The sequence below is a fragment of the Bradyrhizobium sp. 190 genome, assembly GCF_023073415.1.
GTDB lineage: Bacteria > Pseudomonadota > Alphaproteobacteria > Rhizobiales > Xanthobacteraceae > Bradyrhizobium.
This window is the reverse complement of sequence record NZ_JADPJL010000012.1, coordinates 59,984-79,424: the sequence shown is the minus strand read 5'-3', so window position 1 is coordinate 79,424 and position 19,441 is coordinate 59,984. Positions and strand designations below refer to the sequence as shown.

At 63.1% G+C, this 19,441-nt stretch carries 15 protein-coding genes; 7 read left to right on the top strand and 8 right to left on the bottom strand.

Features of this window, described 5'->3' with window-relative positions:
* Positions 1–108: 108 nt before the first annotated feature.
* Positions 109–1,839 (top strand): tetratricopeptide repeat protein, encoded by a 1,731-nt coding sequence (locus IVB22_RS09455; protein WP_247517062.1) that lies wholly within the window; start codon positions 109–111, stop codon positions 1,837–1,839.
* Between the two features lie 17 nt (positions 1,840–1,856).
* On the opposite strand, the gene IVB22_RS09450 is transcribed toward IVB22_RS09455, so the two are convergent.
* Positions 1,857–2,210 (bottom strand): helix-turn-helix domain-containing protein, encoded by a 354-nt coding sequence (locus tag IVB22_RS09450; RefSeq protein WP_247517061.1) that lies wholly within the window; start codon positions 2,208–2,210, stop codon positions 1,857–1,859.
* A gap of 109 nt (positions 2,211–2,319) precedes the next feature.
* Between IVB22_RS09450 and IVB22_RS09445 the strand changes: the two genes are divergently transcribed.
* Positions 2,320–3,024 carry a glutathione S-transferase family protein gene (locus IVB22_RS09445; RefSeq protein ID WP_247517060.1) on the top strand — a complete coding sequence of 235 codons (705 nt, stop codon included), beginning with the start codon at positions 2,320–2,322 and terminating at the stop codon, positions 3,022–3,024.
* 90 nt (positions 3,025–3,114) lie between these two features.
* Here the strand turns inward: IVB22_RS09445 and IVB22_RS09440 are convergent, their stop codons facing one another.
* The gene (locus IVB22_RS09440) at positions 3,115–3,348 is read right to left on the bottom strand and encodes a hypothetical protein (protein WP_247517059.1); all 234 of its coding nucleotides are present in this window, start codon (positions 3,346–3,348) and stop codon (positions 3,115–3,117) included.
* Between the two features lie 373 nt (positions 3,349–3,721).
* Between IVB22_RS09440 and IVB22_RS09435 the strand changes: the two genes are divergently transcribed.
* A complete protein-coding gene (locus IVB22_RS09435) occupies positions 3,722–4,087 on the top strand; it encodes a hypothetical protein (protein WP_247517058.1) in 366 nt (121 codons plus the stop codon).
* Between the two features lie 250 nt (positions 4,088–4,337).
* Here the strand turns inward: IVB22_RS09435 and IVB22_RS09430 are convergent, their stop codons facing one another.
* The 6 genes from IVB22_RS09430 to IVB22_RS09405 form a co-directional block, all read right to left on the bottom strand.
* Positions 4,338–5,867: an ABC transporter substrate-binding protein gene (locus IVB22_RS09430; RefSeq protein WP_247517057.1), complete on the bottom strand. Its 1,530-nt coding sequence runs from the start codon at positions 5,865–5,867 to the stop codon at positions 4,338–4,340.
* 63 nt (positions 5,868–5,930) lie between these two features.
* Positions 5,931–6,863, bottom strand: coding sequence for an oligopeptide/dipeptide ABC transporter ATP-binding protein (locus IVB22_RS09425; RefSeq protein ID WP_247517056.1), 933 nt, complete (start codon positions 6,861–6,863; stop codon positions 5,931–5,933).
* Positions 6,860–7,840 (bottom strand): ABC transporter ATP-binding protein, encoded by a 981-nt coding sequence (locus IVB22_RS09420; RefSeq protein WP_247517055.1) that lies wholly within the window; start codon positions 7,838–7,840, stop codon positions 6,860–6,862. Before IVB22_RS09420 ends, IVB22_RS09425 begins: the two co-directional genes overlap by 4 nt.
* Entirely contained in the window at positions 7,837–8,718 is an 882-nt protein-coding gene (locus IVB22_RS09415; RefSeq protein WP_247517054.1) for an ABC transporter permease, read from the bottom strand. Before IVB22_RS09415 ends, IVB22_RS09420 begins: the two co-directional genes overlap by 4 nt.
* Positions 8,715–9,632 carry an ABC transporter permease gene (locus IVB22_RS09410; protein ID WP_247517053.1) on the bottom strand — a complete coding sequence of 306 codons (918 nt, stop codon included), beginning with the start codon at positions 9,630–9,632 and terminating at the stop codon, positions 8,715–8,717. Before IVB22_RS09410 ends, IVB22_RS09415 begins: the two co-directional genes overlap by 4 nt.
* A 365-nt stretch (positions 9,633–9,997) precedes the next feature.
* Entirely contained in the window at positions 9,998–11,245 is a 1,248-nt protein-coding gene (locus IVB22_RS09405) for an FAD-binding oxidoreductase (protein ID WP_247517052.1), read from the bottom strand.
* 117 nt (positions 11,246–11,362) lie between these two features.
* Between IVB22_RS09405 and IVB22_RS41875 the strand changes: the two genes are divergently transcribed.
* From IVB22_RS41875 to IVB22_RS09390, 4 genes are all read left to right on the top strand, one after another.
* Positions 11,363–11,563, top strand: a complete 201-nt coding sequence (locus IVB22_RS41875) for a serine hydrolase domain-containing protein (RefSeq protein WP_374207518.1) — start codon at positions 11,363–11,365, stop codon at positions 11,561–11,563.
* An 805-nt stretch (positions 11,564–12,368) separates the two neighbouring features.
* A complete protein-coding gene (locus IVB22_RS09400) occupies positions 12,369–13,688 on the top strand; it encodes an alpha-hydroxy acid oxidase (protein WP_247517051.1) in 1,320 nt (439 codons plus the stop codon).
* A gap of 320 nt (positions 13,689–14,008) precedes the next feature.
* Positions 14,009–14,278, top strand: coding sequence for a hypothetical protein (locus tag IVB22_RS09395; RefSeq protein ID WP_247517050.1), 270 nt, complete (start codon positions 14,009–14,011; stop codon positions 14,276–14,278).
* 325 nt (positions 14,279–14,603) lie between these two features.
* Positions 14,604–19,427, top strand: a complete 4,824-nt coding sequence (locus IVB22_RS09390) for an NAD-glutamate dehydrogenase (RefSeq protein ID WP_247517049.1) — start codon at positions 14,604–14,606, stop codon at positions 19,425–19,427.
* Positions 19,428–19,441: the final 14 nt, after the last annotated feature.

The following is a 19,441-nucleotide window of genomic DNA, read 5'->3' as shown; positions in this document are numbered from 1 at the left end:
TTCGCGCCGGGAACGTCCTGAAACGGCTGTCGAGACATTCTGAAATTTTTCTGATATTCGGCGTCCCTGTGCGTCTGGGTACATTTTTTCGGTCGATCCGGAGACTAAATGGGGACAGCTGCCGGTGGGAGGGGACGGGTGCTGCGCTTTTCTGGTTTCGAGCTCGATTCGGAGCGCGCCGAGCTGCGCCGGCCCGATGGCGAGACGGTCAAGCTCCGGCCCAAGACCCTGGAGATATTGCGGCTGCTCGCCGGGAATGCCGGCCGCGTCTTGAGCAAGCAACAGTTGATGGAAGCCGCCTGGCCGAACGTCCATGTCGGCGAGGACAGCCTGTTCCAGTGCATCCGCGAAATCCGCACTGCGCTCGGCGACGACAAGCGCCAGGTGGTCCGGGTGATTTCGGGGCGCGGTTATCTGTTCCAGGCCGAGGTGGCGGGAGCCCAAGCGACCGAGGCCGGCGTGACCGAGGTCGCCGCCCCGGCCGCGCCGGAAATTGCGCCCGTCAGCCAGCCGGAGCGGGTCGCACCAGACACGACGGCGGCGGTCGCAACCAACCGTGAACCCGCGAAGCGGTTTTTCGACTTCAGCCGGCGTCGCATCGCGTTCGCTTCTGTCGCGGGGCTCGCCATCCTGTGCACGGCGGTCGCCGTGTGGATGCTGCGCCCCGGCCTGATCTTTGCGCGCGGGCCGACAAGTATCGCCGTGATGCCGATCGCCGATGCGAGCAACGATCCCCTCGTTGCCCAGATGGCGGCCGACGTGAGCGGCCGCCTCACCGACGGGCTGGCGAAGATCGAAAACATCCGCGTGCTGGCTCCGGAAACGGGTGCACCGAAGGCCGACTTCGTGGTGAAGGGCGAACTGCAGAAGAGCGAGCAGGCCTGGACGATACGGACGCGCATGACGGAGGCGGCAACCGGCGAGGTCAAGTGGACCGCGTCATATCAGGTCAACCCCGCGGACACGGACCTGCAGATGCAGCAGTCCCGGCTCGCGGCGGGCGTCGGTCACGCTCTGGCGCTGCGCATCAACGAACTTCTGAATGCCGACACGCGATCCGCGAAGAGCAAGGTCGTGATCGAACAGGCCACCGCCCATATCAACCAGACCTCGCCGGAACGTTTTCAGGCGGCGCAGGCCATGCTGGAGAAGGCGCTGGCCGAAGAGCCTGACAATGTCGACATACAGGTGGCGCTGGCCGCGCTGCTGATGCGCGGCGTGCAGATGGTCTGGCTGACCTCACCCGAGCGCGAGACGGCGGAGAGCAAGGCCGAGGCGATGCTGCAGCAGACGCTGCGGGCAAAGCCGAATCATATTCCAGCGCACGAGGCCTATTGCCGCTTCCTCAACGCGACCAACCAGTTTCGCGCAAGTCTCGTGGCCTGCGCGCGAGCCCTGAGCTTCGATCCGTGGAACGGGATCGCGCTGTATCATGTCGGCCTCGCGCAGATCCAGACCGGACGTTTCGAGGACGCGCTGGCGACGTTCAAGCAGGCGGACCGGTTCGACACGCCGCAAGTGTCGCGCTGGACGTGGATGATCGGTGCGGGTTGGGCCAACATGCTGATGGGCCGCGCCGAAGACGCCGTGCCGTGGCTGCAGAAGTCGATCGCGATCACCGCCGCCAGTGGTCGCACGCATATGCTGCTGGCGGCGGCCTATCAGCAACTGGGCAAGACTGATGAAGCCAGAGCGGCGATGGAAAAGGGCCGTGAAATACGACCCGGTTCGACCGTGGGCAACGTCCCGACGCCCAGGAAGAATTCCAGTCCGGTCTATATCGAGGCGGCCGAACGGATCATGCAGTTGATGGCGGCGGCGGGGTTGCCGGAGGGCTGACGTAGCGCGCCCTGCGATTATTCCGTCACCTCGACCGGTAACGTGCTGCCATGACCCCGGCCAGCGGCTGTCGCATCCCACCAGCTACCCAGCGCATCAAGCAGCGGCACGAGCTGGAGACCAGCCGGCGTCAGATCATATTCCACGCGCAACGGATATCCCTCGAATTCACTGCGCGCGACAATGCCGGCGTCCTCCAGCTTGCGAAGCTCCATGGTCAGCATCTTGTGCGAGATGGCAGGGTTGTCCCTGCGCAGGTCGCTGAAGCGTTTCGTGCCCTGCTTCAGGTAGTAGATCAGCAGACCGGGCCAGCGACCGCTCACGACCTGCATCACTTCTTCGATGGGACAGCGGGAGACGAGATCTTTCATCCGATCACTCGTGGTTACAAAAAGGTGCGTCATTTACTCGGCGATTGTGATCCGTAGATTCCAGCCACGCTGCGCAGCGTGATCAGCAGAAATCACGGAGAACATACCAATGGAACCGATTCTTGTTTATGGCTTCCCGGCCGGAAGCTCGATGGGGCTTGTCGCCGCCCTCGAATGGCTTGGCAAACCCTATCGGCTTTGCCGTGTCGATATGCTCGGCGAGATGCGTGACGCTTCCTATGCCCGCATCAATGCCCGGCATGAAACGCCGGCCCTGATCACGGATGCGGGGCGAGTGCTGACCGAAACGATGGCGATCGCCGGCTGGCTCGAGGCAAGAGACAGCGAGCGGCGCATCAGCTTCGTGCCTCTGTCGCCGGAAGCAGACCGGATGCACCAGTTGATGGCCTTTGTTAACACGGGCTTCACCGGCGCCTTCTCTCCGCTTTGGGTCGCGATGGAGATGGCGGAACCGAATCCGCAAATGCAGGCATCGCTGCGCGAGTTCGGCGCTGCACGGGTGATCGAGCGGCACGACAAGCTCGAGGCCATGATCGGGGATGATCCTTTTCTCATCGGCGAGCGGCCGACGCTGGCCGACGGCATTCTGGTCGGCGTCGCGCGATGGCTCGACTTCCATCAGGTCGCCGACCCGGCACAATGGCCAAAACTCGCCGCCCTGCGCCGACGCATCGAGGCCGAGCCTGCCGTCATCTATGCAACGGCGTTGGAGAGCGGAGACATCGGCTCGGGTACAGGTGCTTGTGTCGGCCATATCCCGCTCGCGGATGTGATCGAGCGGTTCGGCGGCTGAGAGATCACGAATGCGCCCGGCAGCATCATCCTGGGTGGCGCTCGATCGCGGCAAGTGGAACGCCGGGCAAAAGCTCGGCGTTCAGCCGGACTAGAACGGAAGCTGCGCCTGGTCCTCCGACCAGTCGATGATCTCGAAATACATGCCGCGCCGAAGCATCTCGCTCTCCAGATTGGCCGCGTGCTTTCTCCAATCGGGTGTTTCCCGAATGCCAAACCGGGGCTGGTCGCCTCCCGCTTTTTGCGCATCATCAGAGGCGAGCGCGCCACGGATGCCCTCGTACATCATGGTGAGGCTATCGTTGGTGAACGCCTGATAATCCATCGGTCCAAATCCAAAGGGGCCGGCCACGACGGCCCTGGCCCGAGTAAGCGACGATCAAGGCCTGACGAGAATGCTACCTGCCCCTGGTTGACATACCGTTGCAAAGGCTCCGAGCGCCAAGGTACGGATTGGTGCAGGCACAATTGCGACTTCAGCCCATCATCACCCGATCTCACCGATCAAAGGTTGTCAGAACACAACAGTGTCGGGTGATAGACAGACCTCGGCTCCCATTCGTCGGCACAAGGCATTTTACTCCAATGGAACCGGTAGCCCGGAATTGAGTTCATCAACGAGACGCTTTAGCCGTCCCGGCGCAAAGTTTGCCGATTTCCGATAATCCGTGGGCGGGCGCTCGACCGGAGTGGCATTGATGAGCAAATCAAAATGGATGCCGGGGTTCGTCCCTTATGGCGCAGATCAGACCGCCTACGTGATTGTCGATCGTTTGGCAGGCCCGGACGACTTTCAGGAAATCGAAAGGCCAGACCTTGAATCCGTGATCGACGATTTGATGTCGGGGGTTGCCAACGATCCGCACCGGGTCATCGCGTTCAACACCCTTGAGCACTGGTCGGAGGATATTTCCGAGCAGGTTGCCTGGGAGATCCAGAGCCGTTACGACATAGCCGGTAACCGCGTTCCCGAACACATCCGCGACTTCGTCGAAGAATTCACTGCGTCCTCGGCGGTGAAGACGAGGGCGGGAATGAATCATCCCTCGGCTCCGGCAGTTTAACCGATCGTGATCGAACCCGGCACGCGTCTTGCTGACATATCGGTGCTGGGGATTTGAGGGCCCAGTAAATTACCAACGCCGCCCAGCGATTATACTCCGCTGGTGCGGCGTTGTGTTTTTCCGGGAAACGTTGGCTCAGAATGAAACAGCTACGCGACCGGTCATGGCTTAAGAGCATCGCACCGGTCCGAAGCCCGGTGCGCGCACGAGGCTCGCCAAAGCCGATCAAGCCCGCGAGCCATATCCGCCTTTACTTCCACTTCGCCAGATAGAAGCGCGGCAGCTCGTCCGGATATGGCGTGAAGTCGAGCTGCTTGGAGTGTCCGTAGGTCGTCACATAGGTATGCAGCGGCGCCCAGTAGGCCTGCTCGGTAATCTTCTTGATCGCCGACGAATAGGCCTCCTTGCGGACTTCCGGATTGATGGATGATCCGCCCTGGAGCAGCGATTTCTGCACGTCCGGATCGCGCGCATAGTCGTCGGCGCCGCCATCGAAGAAATTGGGCATGATGGCCGAGACGTCGTTGATCGAATAGCTGCCCCAGCTTCCGAGATAGGCGCGCAACTCACCCGCCTTGGCGCGCTGGATCAGCGCCGCCGTCTGGAGCTGATTGAGCTTGGCGCGGATGCCGACCGCATGCAGGTAGTTCTGGACCGAGGAACCCCATTGCGGCAGCACGTAGCTTGCTAGCTCCACATCAAAACCGTCGGGATAGCCGGCCTCGGCGAGAAGCTTCTTTGCCTTCGCTGGATCGTAGTCGTAGGCCGTTGCGGCCTCGGCATCGCAGCCGAACTGCGACGGGAAACACGGCGCACCCGGAACGCGGCTGCCGCCGGTGACGAGCTTGTCGGCGATCGCCTTGCGGTCGATCGCGTGCCAGATCGCCTGACGTACCTTCTGCTTGGTCAGGGGGTTGTCGGCACCGGTGCGGCCGGCGGCGTCGAGCGAGAGATAGCCGATCCGCATCGATTCCTTGCGCACCGCCTGCAGATGCGGCATCCGGTTCACGGGCTCAAGCTGGTCGGGGTTCATGTTCCAGATCCAGTCGGCGCGGCCGGCGAGCAATTCCGTCATCTCGGTGCTGGCATCCGGCACGAAGCGCACGCTCATCTTCTTGATCGCGGGCTTGCCCTTGGGGCTGCCGGCCCAGTAATCGTCAAACCGCTCGAAATCGATGGAGACGCCGGGCTCGACCTTGGTGATCTTGTACGGACCCGCGCCGACAGGCGCCTTGGCGTAGCCTTCCGCACCGACCTTCTCGCGATAGGCCTTGGGATAGATCGGGAGAACCAGCGCGAAATATTCCAGCGCCGCGGGGTTCGGCCGCTTGAGCTTGACCCGCACCGACATCTCGCCAGTCTTCTCTGCCTTGTCGATCCAGTTGTAGTTCGCCGGCGTCGACACGCGGCTCGCTGGATCGGCCACGAGGTTGATCGTGTAGACCACGTCATCGGCCGTGAACGCGCTACCGTCGTGGAACTTGACGCCGGGCCGCAACGTGAACTCGATCGTGGTCGGATCCGGAAACTTCCACTCGGTGGCGAGCAGCGGCTCCAGCTTGAAGGTGTCGGGATTGCGGTAGACCAGTGCGTCCCAGCCCTGATGGTGCATCACCACGCCGGTGCGCAGATTGTTGAAAAAGGGATCGATGTTGGGAAGCGCATCGCGCATCACGATCCGCAGCGTGTCGGCAGATTTCTGAGCTGTCGCGGGCATCGCACCGGCGCCGAGCACAACCGCCGCCAGAATGGCCGCACCGAGCTTGTTTTGCATACCCATATCGCCCTCCATTATCTGTGTTTTGCGAAGTGGCGTGAAGCACGCCTTATGCCAGATGACACTCTACCATTCCCTGGGGAGGCCGGACCATGCGCGTTGGTGCCTCATGGCGGCAGCGTTCGACCGCGATGCGGCAGCGCGGATGAACCGGCAGCCCGGCGGAATATTGGCCGGATCCGGCATGGCGTCGCCGAGGCCGATGTCCGGCACGCCCTTGCCCGGCTCCGGCGTCAGCACGCTTTCCAGAAGCGCCTTCGTGTAGGGATGCCGGGGACTGCGAAACAGCGCATCGGTTTCGTTGCGCTCGACGATCCGGCCGAGATACATCACCGCGACTTCGCTCGCCACGTGTTCCACGACGGCAAGGTTGTGGCTGATGAAGAGATAGGTCAGCCCAAGATCGCGGCGCAAATCGGCAAGGAGGTTGAGAATTTGCGCCTGCACCGAGACGTCGAGCGCGCTGGTCGGCTCGTCGCAGATCACGATCCTGGGCTCGAGCACCAATGCCCGCGCAATCGCCGCGCGCTGGCGCTGCCCGCCGGACAATTGCGCCGGCATGCGCTCGCCCATGGCGGCCGAGAGGCCAACGCGCTCGAGAATGCCTGCGACCCGGCGCTCGATCTCGCCGCGCGAGAATGTACCCTGGGCTTCCAGCGGTAGCGCCACGATGTCCTTGATGCGACGTCGCGGATTGAGCGAGGCGAACGGATCCTGGAACACGGGCTGGATCAGCCGGGCGCGCGCCTTCCGGTCGAGGTCGAACAGGCGCCTGCCGTCGACCAGCACGGTCCCTGCCGTCGGCTTGAGCAATCCGAGGACCATGCGCGCGAGCGTGGATTTGCCGCATCCGGACTCGCCGACGACGCCGAGCACGCTGCCAGCCGGTACGCTGAAGGTCACATCGTCGACCGCGACCACGCGCTTTTCCGCCGACATCAACCCGGTGCGGACGCGGAACTCACACCGCAGGTTCTCAACCTCGATCGCGGCGGTCATGCGGGTTGCAACTCCGCCCAGTCCGGCTCGAGCCGGCAAAGATAGTCGTGCGCGTCGCCCGCCTCTCGCCGCGGAATCGCGCGCGCGCAGGTCTCGTCGGCGTGGGCGCAGCGCGAGCGAAAGGCGCAGCCGGCAAAGCCCGCCCCGATCGCCGGCACCACGCCGGGAATCGAGCCGAGTGGCTTGTCGCGCTGCACGCGGCCCGGCACCGGCACGCAGGACAATAGGCCACGCGTGTAGGGGTGTTGCGGCGCGCGGAACAATGCTGCGGTCGGCGCACGCTCCACTACCTCGCCGGCATACATGACAGACACATGGTCGGCGACGCGCGCGACGATGCCGAGGTCGTGGGTAATCAGCAAAATCGAGAGGCCGAACTCGCGCTTGAGGTTGGCGAGCAGCCGCAGGATCTGCGCCTGCACGGTAACGTCGAGCGCGGTGGTCGGCTCGTCGGCGATCAGTAATTCAGGATCGCACATCAGCGCCATCGCGATCATCACGCGCTGGCGCAGGCCGCCCGAGAGCTGGTGCGGAAACTGGCCGAGCCGCATCCCCGGCGCGGTGATGCCGACGCGGCCCATCAGTTCGGCAGCGCGGTCCAGCGCCGCAGCCCGCGAGCCGCCCTTGTGGCGCGTCAGCACCTCGGCCATCTGCGAGCCGATCGTAAACGCCGGGTTGAGGCTGGTCATCGGCTCCTGGAAGATCATCGCCATGCGATTGCCGCGCAGCCGCGCCATTTCGCGGTCCGACAGCGATGTAAGGTCGGTGCCGGCAAAGCTCATACGTTTTGCCGAACGGTGGCCGCCGCGCGCGAGCAGGCTCATCACCGCCAGTGCGGTGACCGACTTGCCGCACCCGGATTCGCCGACCAGGCAATGGGTTTCGCCCTTCTCGACCCGGAACGAGGCGCCGCGCACCGCCGCGGTGCGGCCGCCGAACGTCACCTGAAGCTCCTCGACCTCCAACAGCGCGCTCATCGCAGCCGCTCCGCGCCGAGGAGATTACGCAGTCCGTCGCCGACCAGATTGATGCCGAGTACCAAAACGGCCAGCGCGACGCCGGGGATCATGATCACCCAGGGCGAAAAGAACATGTAATCCTTGCCCTCGGCGATCATCAGCCCCCAGGACGGCAGCGGCGGCGGCACGCCGAGGCCGAGGAACGACAACGCGGCTTCGAGCAGGATCGCCAGCGCCATCTCCAGCGTTGCCACCACGGCGAGATGGCTGGCGATGTTCGGCAGGATCTCCCGGATGAGGATATGCGACGTCGAGGCGCCGGCGCACCAGGCGGCGCTGACATAATCATGGTTGCGGACCTGCATGGTGGTGGCGCGCGCCACCACCGCGAAGCGGTCCCACAACAATAGCCCAAGGGTCGCCACGACGAGTCCGAGGCCCGATCCCATCAGCCCAACGACCGCGAGCGCGACCAGCACGACCGGAATCGACAACCGCGTCGTGATGGCGAACAGCACGACATCGTCGACGCGGCCGCCGAAGAAGCCGCCAAGCACGCCGAGCGTGATGCCGATCAGGCCCGACGTGATCACCGTCATGATGCCGATCAAAAGCGAAATGCGCGCGCCATAGACCAGCCGCGCCAGATAGTCCCGCCCGAGCTGGTCGGTGCCGAGCAGGTGCCCTGCCTGGGTGCCCTCCATCCAGAACGGCGGCTTGAGACGGTTGCCGAGATCCTGAGTGAACGGATCCTGCGGCACCAGCGCGTTGCCGATGACCGCAGCCACCGCGACCAGCGCGACGATGGCGATCCCGATCGCAAAGCCGGCGGTGCCGATGCGCGAGCTACCTGTGCTCGAAGGCTGGGGCGCCTGAATGGCAATCGGCTCGCTCATCCCGTCCGCAGCCTCGGATCGAGCAGTGCATTGAGGATGTCGGCCAGCAGCGTGAGGCCGATATAGAACACGGCGAGCACCAGCACCACCGCCTGCACGACGGGGAAATCATTCTTGGCGATGCTCTCCCAGCCGAGATAGCCAACGCCATGCAGCGCGAACACCGTCTCGATCACGATCGAGCCGCCCAGCATGAAGCCGAGCTGGACCGCGGCAATCGACACGACCGGAATGGCGGCGTTGCGCAGCGCGTGCTTGAAGATGATGCGCGCCCGCGACAGGCCTTTGGCGCGCGCGGTGCGGATATAATCCGACGCCATCGCCTCGATCATCCCCGAGCGCGTCAGCCGCGTCAGCGCCGGGATCGCCGTGAAGGCGAGCACGATGCCCGGCATCACAAAATGCTGCCAGGTGCCGGTGCCCGAGATCGGCAGCACTCCGAGCTGCAGGCCGAGCACGATCATCAGGATCAGCGCCAGCCAGAAGCTCGGCACCGCCTGCCCGACCATCGTGAACAGGGTGACGCTGCGATCGATCCAGGTGTTTTCGCGCAGCGCCGCCAGGATGCCGAGTGGAATCGAGATGACCAACGCAAGGCTCAGGCCAACGAGGCCGAGCGTGAGCGTGATCGGCAGGCGCTTCTGGATCAGGTTCGCCACGCTGTCCTTGAAGAAATAGCTCTGGCCGAAATCGCCGACCATGGCGCGGCCGGTCCAGGCGAAGAACTGGACGTAGAGCGGGCGATCGAGGCCATAGGCCTTGCGCACGATTTCGACGTCGGCTTGCGTCGCCGACGGGCCGGCGATCGAAATGGCGAGGTCGCCAGACAGCCGCGTCAGCAGGAATGCGAGCGTCATCACGGTGAGCGCGACCAGCACACCGATGGCAAGACGCCGGGCAATCAGACGCAACATCTACAAAGCTCCAGCGCCGACCCGCACGGAGGCGCATTTTCGGGTCGACGAAGCGAGCGCAACGGTGTCACCAAACTATTGTCCCATGCAAGAGAGAGTTGGCGATTGCGACGATTACCCACCGCGACAACCCCGATTGCGATGATTGCAATGTGCGTGCCAACGCAGAATGTAATCTCCCGACCCTCCTTGATTAAGAATTTGGGCCATTCCCGGACCAAATTGGGGATGGAGTCCGAAGCTCAAGACGCCGCATGGTTTCGGCGTCCTCCTGCCTGACCTTTGCAAGGCTCGACGCCCATTTTTCCAGCGATCGAAGCCGACAAGCTCCAGCCTACCGCAGCATCCCTGTTGCGGTGCGCAGATCATGAAATGTAGCGACCCGGCGCGAACGGCGCGACGTCGAAAGGCGGCGGCACACCGTCGATCATGGCGGCAATGGCGGCGCCGGTCGCGGGACCTGTCGTGAAGCCGATGTGCTGGTTGCCGAAAGCAAGCCAAAGCCCGGCATGCCGGGGCGCCGCACCTATCATCGGCAAACTGTCAGGCAGCGTCGGCCGCGCCCCGCGCCAGATATCGCCGACGGCATCGCCGAATTCGACCACGCCACGCGCCAGCGGAACGACCTGATCGAGTTGGGCGAACGAGGACGGCGCATCGCGGCCGGTGAGTTCGACGCCTGAGGTGACACGGATGCCCTGCTCCATCGGGGTCATGATGAAACTGCCGTCGATGTCATAGATCGGACGCTGCAACGGACGTGCCGGGTTCGGTTTGAATTCGCGATGGTAGCCGCGTTCGGAGGCGAGCGGAACGCGGTAGCCGAGCGGCCGCAAGATATCGGCGGACCATGGTCCCAGCGCGACCACGACATGGCGCGCCGAAATCTCGCCATCGGCCAGCACCACGCGCCAGCGATCGCCGTTGGGCACGATCGCCTTGACGTCCGCCTGCCTGACATCGCCACCGGCACGAGCGAACATCCGTGCATAGGCCTTGACCACCGCGCCCGGCGAGTCGACCGAGGCGGTCTCCGTATGCAGCAGGCCCACTTTATAGACAGGCACGATGCCGGGCTCGAGCGCGGAGATGGCCTGGCGGTCTAGCAATTCGCTGGCGATGCCGTATTCGGCCAGCAGGGCCTGCTCGTCCTTCGCTGATGCAACCGCATCGCTCCGCCACGCCCTCAGCCAGCCGGTTTCACGGATGCGATGCCCCGCCTCCGCTTTCACGATCCATTCCCGGTGCAGTTTTGCCGATGCGCCGATCAATCCGTGCAGGGCGCTTGCCCGCGGCCTGAAACGCGACGCAGCCGAATCGGCCAGAAAGCGCGCGACCCATCCCGCGTTCTGGACCGCCCAGAGAGGATTCCAGCGCAAGGCGGCGTGGCGGTTGGTCAGGTATTTCGGCAGCGCCTTCCACAGCGACGGATTGTTGAGCGGCGATATCGAGCCGCTGCTGATAATGCCGGCATTGCCATAAGAGGTCTCGCTGCCCGGCTCGAGCCGGTCGACGAGGACGACCGACATCCCGCGCTGCCGCGCGGCATAGGCTGTTGATACGCCGACAATGCCCGCGCCGAGCACCACGACATCCGCATTTTCTTCCGACATCAAGTTTCCAAACACCGTTCCCAGGACTTCATATGGAATAGCCTCAGGGGATGCTCAAGTCACGCGACCGGCCACGCGAGATTTTCACGACTACGCGCTTGGCGTTAGTGTTCGAAAATCGCCACGTCGATCCATTTTGCTCGCATTTGGCAAGAGGGCCTCGTCGATCTCGATGATCCCGTCAAAGTGCATCTACCGGAATTTGGCGGTGCGGGTAAGGAGACTATTACGATTCGGCATGTGTGGACGCACATCTGCGCTCTGCTCAATATCGAGCAGCAGCTATGCCTCCGGCGCTTCGACAGTCAGAGGACTTAGTGCTTCGTTTTGCACTGCCATCGATATCGGGGCGGGCGAACACACGCTACCCTAGCCGCGGCATTTGCCCGCCGCATCTCATGGAAATCCATGAGATGCAATCGATGCCTAGACGGATAATCCTGCCCACCGCTCTAGCGGCGGTTTGGCCCATGGAGTGGTTCAGCGCGCTCAGGTACTTTTGGTGCGCGATAACTTAAGCACATCAACGGCATCCCCTTGAACGCCGATACTAAAGCGCCAGCCTAGGCCGAGGCACGGGAAAGTCTCGGTGGCTCGCATCAACCAAGCTGAGCTATCGACGTTTTGGCCGTCGCATTACAGTCGTGCGGCGCGATTTCGTCAATCTCGACAAAGGAATCTTGATCCCTGCCAGGAAGGGTGCAGCTACGACGAACGAAAGGCGACGGTGTCAGACGCCGCATCGTTAGCGATCATTTGCTGACAGCCACGCCCATCACCCCTATTTGCTTGCTACGCCGGAATTTCTGGCAGCACATTGACGATCCGCCACTATACGAACGGATAGGGTTTCCACGCTCACCGGGTAGATAGTCGCGATTGCGCGGCCTTGCTAGATGGTCTCGTCAGGACGAGCATTGAGGAGGCGGTCTTGGTATCAATCGTTGACGACGGAAACGGATGACCAGGCTAGGAAGGGAACGTGAGAGAAACCCCTTGCAAACATACCGCGCCATCCGATGTCGCAATCTGTATCCGTTTCGCTTTGACCTACACTTCGTCCTTGTCACGATCGGCCTAGCCGGGTCGCTGTCTTGAACTACATTGATCACGGAGGACCTCCATGGAAGAGCCGACGCCCCCTAATCCGCCCAAGATTTCGGAACGCGGAATGATCGCACGTCGCAAATTCCTGAATTTTCTGGCAGCCAGCCCGCTTGTCGCGACTCCGACGGTCACCACCGCTATTGCATCGGTTCTAGTTTCCGGGTCGGATCGCGCGCTGGCGCAAAGCTATGATGTGCTGCGCGGCTCGAGCCGGGCACTTGGTCCAGACGGGATCATCACTGCACCGGGGGATGCACTGAATGTGTTCGAGTTCGAGCCAGCGGCAAAGAAAGCTGTGCTGGCCCAGGACGCACCGGCACATTGGGGCTATCTGGAAAGCGGAGTGGACGGCGACGTAACACGCGATATCAACCATACCGCATACGCCAGTTACAAGATTCGCGCGAAACGGCTGATCGACACACGCAAGGCAGATACTAGCGTGAAAATTTTCGGAGAAACTTGGCGTAGCCCTATTTTTCTCTGTCCAGTCAGCAGTCTTGGCGCCTACGATCCGGAGGCGGGGGTCACCGCGGCGCGCGCTGCCGGCAAGCGCGGACACCAGATGATCCTCTCAACAGTCGATAACGCGAACATCGTCGATGTGGGCAAGGCGCACGGCTCGCCAGTCTGGTTCCAACTTTATCCGACAGACGATTGGACCGTAACGCAAACACTGGTGAGCTGCGCCGAAGCTGTTGGTTGTCCGGCAATAGTTCTGACCGTCGATCGGCAGGGCGGCCGCAACACTGAGGATCTGTTCCGTATGCGGCGTCAGGATCAGCGCGACTGTTCGGGCTGTCACACGCCGGGCTTTGCAAATGAGGTCAGCCGCAAGGCCAATTTCGCCGGCATCGACGTTTCAAAGGTGACGAACCTTTACGGCACCGGCATGACGTGGGGCTTCGTCGATCGGCTGCGCAAGATTGTCAAAGGCAAGCTCTTGCTGAAAGGCATTGTGACCGGCGAAGACGCCAAGGAGGCACTGCGTCACGGCGTAGACGGCCTTCTGGTTTCCAATCATGGCGGGCGTGCCGAGGAGAGCGGACAGGCGACTATTGGTGTTCTGGCTGAGATCGTGGACGCGGTAAACGGCCGCATTCCAGTTCTCATTGACGGCGGCGTGCGTCGCGGTACCGATGTCCTGAAGGCACTCGCCGTCGGTGCAGCGGCCGTCGGCATTGGCCGGCCCTATGTATGGGGTCTTGCCTCATTTGGCGAAACCGGCGTGGACCGCGTTCTCCAGATTCTGGACGATGAGTTCATCACGATCATGCGCCAGGCAGGTGCCCTCAACGTCAGTCAGATCAGACGGGATACGGTTACGCGGGTCTAGCGCACGAAGTTCTGCGGTGGGAGTGAATGTCAGAACCGCGTCGTCGTTTGACTTGTGGACTGTCCATTTGACCCGAACGGTGCCCCGCAGTTGGTCCGCGAAGGGCTTCTCCCTCAACGCGGAGAGTGCCCGGCACTGGCCGTATCACAATTGCCGAAGCGACCGTTCTACCGCTTCCGAGCCTGAGATCGGTTACGCTCCAGAGCTCAGAGGTTCAAGGCCTCGTCAACGCGGCGAGGATCGCTGGCGAGACACCTCGGCGGCTCTAAAGGTTCGCTCGATCCTACTTGCTGCTCCGCGCGAGCTTGCCGGAAATGGACGTGGCCACGCTTGAGACGAATGGAGACGCTGCCGCTGCGATCGCGACGCTGCTTGCCGCCGCGTCCAGCGAACCTGTGCACTGGCCTAAGCTTCGAGAGCGCATCCTCGATTCAGCTCCGGACACGTCCCTTTACAGGCTGCTGTCCGACCACGGGGTCCTTGTTCCGTCGGACCTACCGTTGCCCGCGATCTCGGAATGCCAGCGATGGATCGGCGAAGTGGCGCGCTTCACCTTCGTGAAGCTTGAGCCCGATGCGCTGGCACTATGAGCGATGGCAGATGCCGGATCAGAAAATGGCGCGCCGTTCAGAATAAAAACCGCGAACTCATATACAATTGATATTGCTTGTGATTTTTCCATCCACAATGGTTCGACGGTCGTCGGCGTCGACATCGGCCTCACGCGCGGCCGGAGGGAATTTCAGCACGCCTCACGACAGCGTGCCCCTTTCGGTCTGGGATCGTAGTATTGTCGTCGGCAGCCGTCGAAGCTTCGAAACCGAGGATTTCGCGTACGCACTCGATCGCGGCGTTCGAAGCGATGCACTCCAGAATCAAGCTGATGATCGCGGCTTCGGTCGGACGGCGCGGCAAATGGAGGACATTATGGCGCGTGACGACAAAGCCCGGGCAACCCTGATCCGGGATGCAGCGGGCAACGTGCAGCCGGGTAAGAGCCCCCGGGCCTTTGCCGAGCCTTTGTTCGGCTACACCAATATTGAGGACCTCGCCAATTACGATGCCGCCTCGCTTGCCCTCCTGGCGGAGCAAGCCTGGGAACACGTGCAGCGGCGCACGGCAGGCAAAGCCGATATCCGAATCATCAACCCGATGTTGCCCAACGGGCGCGAGATTTCCGTGCTCGAAATTCTCAACGACAACATGCCTTTCCTGTTCGATTCCACCATGGCGGAGCTGGCCGAACAGGGCATCGAAGTCACCCTCGTCGCTCACCCGATCAACGCCGTGGAGCGCGATGACCAGGGCAAGCTGCTGCGCTTCTACGGCGAAACACTGCCCGAGGGAGCAAAGGGCACGCGCGAAAGCCTTATTCACCTCCACATCGCCCGCCTGGACGCCGATGCCGATCGCCAGAAGCTGATCGACGGCCTCACCAGGACATTGAACGACGTCCGCGCCTGCGTCACCGACTGGCGCGCCATGCGCGACCGCGTCGAAGAAGCGATCAAGACTTTCTCTTCCAATCCGCCGCCGCTGCCGATCGACGAGGTCGCCGAAGCCAACCAGTTCCTGCAATGGCTCTGCGCGGACAATTTCACCTTCCTGGGCGTGCGCGAATATCGCTTCTCGCCCGACCGCGATGCGTCCGACGACATCACGACCGGCGAAGGCCTCGGCATCTTGCGCGATCCCGATGTGAAGGTCCTGCGCCGCGGCAGCGAAATGGTGATGATGACGCCGGAAATTCGCGACTTCATGCGCGAGCCGGCCCTGCTGATCGTCATCAAGGCCAATGTCTCCAGCCGCGTTCATCGCCGCATCCGGATGGATTATGTGGGCATCAAGCTCTATACGCCCGACGGCCGGCTCGAGGGCGAATTGCGCGTCGTCGGCCTTTTCACGTCAGGCGCCTATACCCGCTCGGTACGACAGATCCCTTATGTCCGCCACAAGATTTCGGGCGTGCTGCAGCGCGCGGGCTTCGACCCGAGCGGCCATTCCGGCAAAGCGCTCATGCATATTCTCGAAGAATATCCGCGTGACGAACTGTTCCAGATCGACATCGACACTCTCAACAATTTCGTCATAGAGATCCTGATCCTCTACGAGCGCCCCCGCGTCCGGGCGCTGGCGCGGGTGGACAAGTTTGATCGCTTCGTCTCCATCCTCACCTTCATTCCGCGTGAGAAATACGACACTGACGTCCGCACACGCGTCGGAGCCTTCCTGGCGCAGGCCTACAAGGGGACCTTGGCTGCATCCTACGTATCATTCCCTGAAGGGGCGCTTGCCCGCGTCCACTTCATCATCGGGCGCTATGAAGGCAAAACTCCCGTCGTCGAACGCGCCACCCTTGAAGCCGGGATCAGCGCCATTGCCGCGACCTGGGCCGACAGGCTGAGGGCCGCGCTCACGGCATCGACCGATGGCATGCGGGCGCGCATGCTCACCAACCGATACGCCCAGGCCTTTAGCGGCGGCTATACCGAGATCTTCACGACGGAACAGGCGATCGCCGATATCACGACCGTCGAAAAGCTCACGCCGGCCCGCCCGGTGACGATTTCGGTTTACCGCTTCGAGGGCGAGGACGATCCCAGGCGCTTCGGCCTGAAGGTGTTCTCGGACGCGGCACCGCTGTCGTTATCCTACCGCGTACCGGTGATCGAGAATCATGGCCTGCGCGTGGTCAACGAACGCACCTATCAAATCGTGCCTGGCACCAGGCCGGCGCCGGTCTGGCTCCACGACATGACGATCGAGACCAGCGACGGCCAGCCGATTGCGATCAGCCCGGAATTCAGCCATCGCCTGGAAGCCTCGATCATGGCGGTGGTCCGCGATCGCGCCGAATCCGATGGATATAACGCCCTGATCCTGCGCACCGCCCTGGGCTGGCGGGAAGTCTCGGCCATCCGGGCGCTGTCGCGCTACCTGCACCAGATCCGCGCTCCGTTCAGCCAGGACTATATGTGGGAGACCTTGCGCAAGAACGCCGCGATCACGGCCAGCCTCGTCGCGCTATTCCAGACCCGCCTCGATCCACGCCTCGCCTTGACGGATGCCGAGCGCTCGGCGCGCGAGACGGCCCTGCTTGCCGAGATCGAGGAGCAGCTCAAATCCGTGGCCTCGCTCGATGAAGACCGCATCCTGCGCCGCTTCACCAATCTGGTGCAGGCAACCATCCGCACCAATCTGTGGCAGATCGGCGAGGATGGACATCCGCGTCCGGTGATCTCCTTCAAGTTCGACGCGCGCCGGATCGACGACCTGCCGGCTCCACGACCGCTCTACGAGATCTTCGTCTATTCACCTCGTGTGGAAGGTATTCACCTGCGCTTCGGCAAGGTTGCGCGCGGTGGCTTGCGCTGGTCCGACCGGCCGCAGGATTTCCGCACCGAGATCCTCGGCCTGGTGAAGGCGCAGCAGGTCAAGAACGCCGTGATCGTGCCGGTCGGCGCCAAGGGCGGCTTCGTGCCCAAGCGCCTGCCGCCACCTTCCAATCGCGACGCCTGGCTCGCGGAAGGCACCGAAGCCTATCGCATCTTCATTCGCTCGCTGCTCGAAATCACCGACAATCTCGACGGCGACATCGTCGTGCCGCCCGAATCCATCGTGCGCCATGACGGCGACGACCCCTACCTCGTCGTCGCCGCCGACAAGGGCACCGCCACCTTCTCCGACACCGCCAACGCGATCTCGGCCGAGAAGAACCATTGGCTCGGCGATGCCTTCGCTTCCGGCGGCAGTCAGGGCTACGACCACAAGAAGATGGGGATCACGGCGCGCGGCGCCTGGGAGGCGGTCAAGCGCCACTTCCGCGAGCTCGGCACCGACATTCAGACCATGCCGTTCACCGCGGTCGGCGTGGGCGACATGTCCGGCGACGTTTTCGGCAATGGCATGCTGCTCTCGCCGGCGACAAGGCTTGTGGCGGCTTTCGATCATCGCGACATCTTCATCGATCCCTCGCCTGATCCTTCGATCAGCTTCGCCGAGCGCAAGCGCCTGTTCGACCTGCCGCGATCGAGCTGGCAGGACTACAACAAGTCGCTGATCACGGAAGGTGGCGGCGTGTTCTCGCGCCAGCTCAAGGCAATTCCGCTTGCTCCGGCAGTGCGCACCCTGCTCGATCTCGACAAGCCACAAGCCACGCCTTTCGAGGTGATGACGGCGATCCTGAAGGCGCGCGCGGACCTCTTGTGGTTTGGCGGCATCGGCACCTATGTCCGCTCCTCCGGGGAAAGCGACGATCAGGTCGGCGACCGCGCCAACGATCCGATCCGCGTCTCGGGCGGCGACGTGCGCGCCCGGGTGATCGGCGAAGGCGCCAATCTCGGCGTCACCCAGCGCGGCCGCATTGAAGCGGCGCAGAAGGGCGTCAAGCTCAACACCGACGCCATCGACAATTCGGCCGGCGTGAACACGTCCGACGTCGAGGTCAATATCAAGATCGCGATGGCGCGCCTCGAGCGCGAAGGACGCCTCAGCCCCACTGACCGCAACAGCCTGCTTGCCGCGATGACCGACGAGGTCGGCACGCTGGTGCTGCGCAACAACTATCTGCAGACGCTGGCCCTCTCGCTCGTCGAGCGCAAGGGCGTGGCCGAGACCGGCTTCCTCACCCGCCTGATGCAGTCGCTCGAGCAGCGAGGCTTGCTCAGCCGCGCGGTGGAGTTCTTGCCCGACGACGCAGCGCTCACCGAACGCACACGGCGCGGCCAGTTCCTGACGCGGCCCGAGCTTGCCGTGTTGCTCGCCTACGCCAAGCTGACCCTCTACGATGACCTGCTCGCCACCAGCGTGCCCGATGATCCCTATCTCGCCCGCGAGCTATCCCAGTATTTTCCGCGCGAAATTCAGGACAAATTCCCGACAGCGGTCGAATTCCATCGCCTGCGGCGGGAGATCATCGCAACCTGCCTCGCCAATGCGGTGATCAACCGCGGCGGCCCGGCCTGTGTCGTGCGACTGATCGACGAAACGGACGCCGATATCAAGACCATCGTCATGGCCTATGTGGCGGTCGATGAATGCTACGGACTGAAGTGGCTCAATGACGCGATCGATGCACTCGATACCTGCATCGACGGGCAGGTGCAGCTGTCCCTCTACGCTTCTGTGCAGGACCTCCTGCTCTCCCGCATGGTCTGGTACGTGCGCAATGTCGATTTCAAGGACGGGCTGGAGGCCGTCATCGCGCGCTTTGGCCCTGCTATCCGCCAGATCGTTGCCGGGCTCGATACTGCCCTGCCGCCGGACTTGCAGGCTGCGCGCGGCAAGCGGCGGCAGGAACTCACCGACGCCGGTGTCCCCGCCGGCCTCGCCGGCGAACTCGCCGATCTCGACACTCTGGTCGCGGCACCTGACATCGTGACGGTTGCAGAGCGCACCACGCGCGCCATCGGCGATGCGGCGGCGACCTTCTTCGCCGCCGAGGCCAAATTCCGTCTCGACCGCATTATCGCCGCCGCGCGCAGCGTGCCGGCAAACGATTATTTCGAACGTATGGCCATCGATCGCGCCGTTGAGCAGATCGCTGGCGCCGAAAGAAGACTGGCCGCGGATATGCTGGCAACCGGACAGTCCGGCCAGCAGGCCGTCGAGACCTGGCTCGCGGCTCATCCCGAAGCGACGCGCATCCGCCGCGCGGTCGAGGAGATTGCTGCCAGCGGCTTGACGCTCGCCAAGCTGACGGTGGCGGCGAACCTGCTGGGGGACTTGGTCAAAGCCTGAGGACGCGCGCTAGG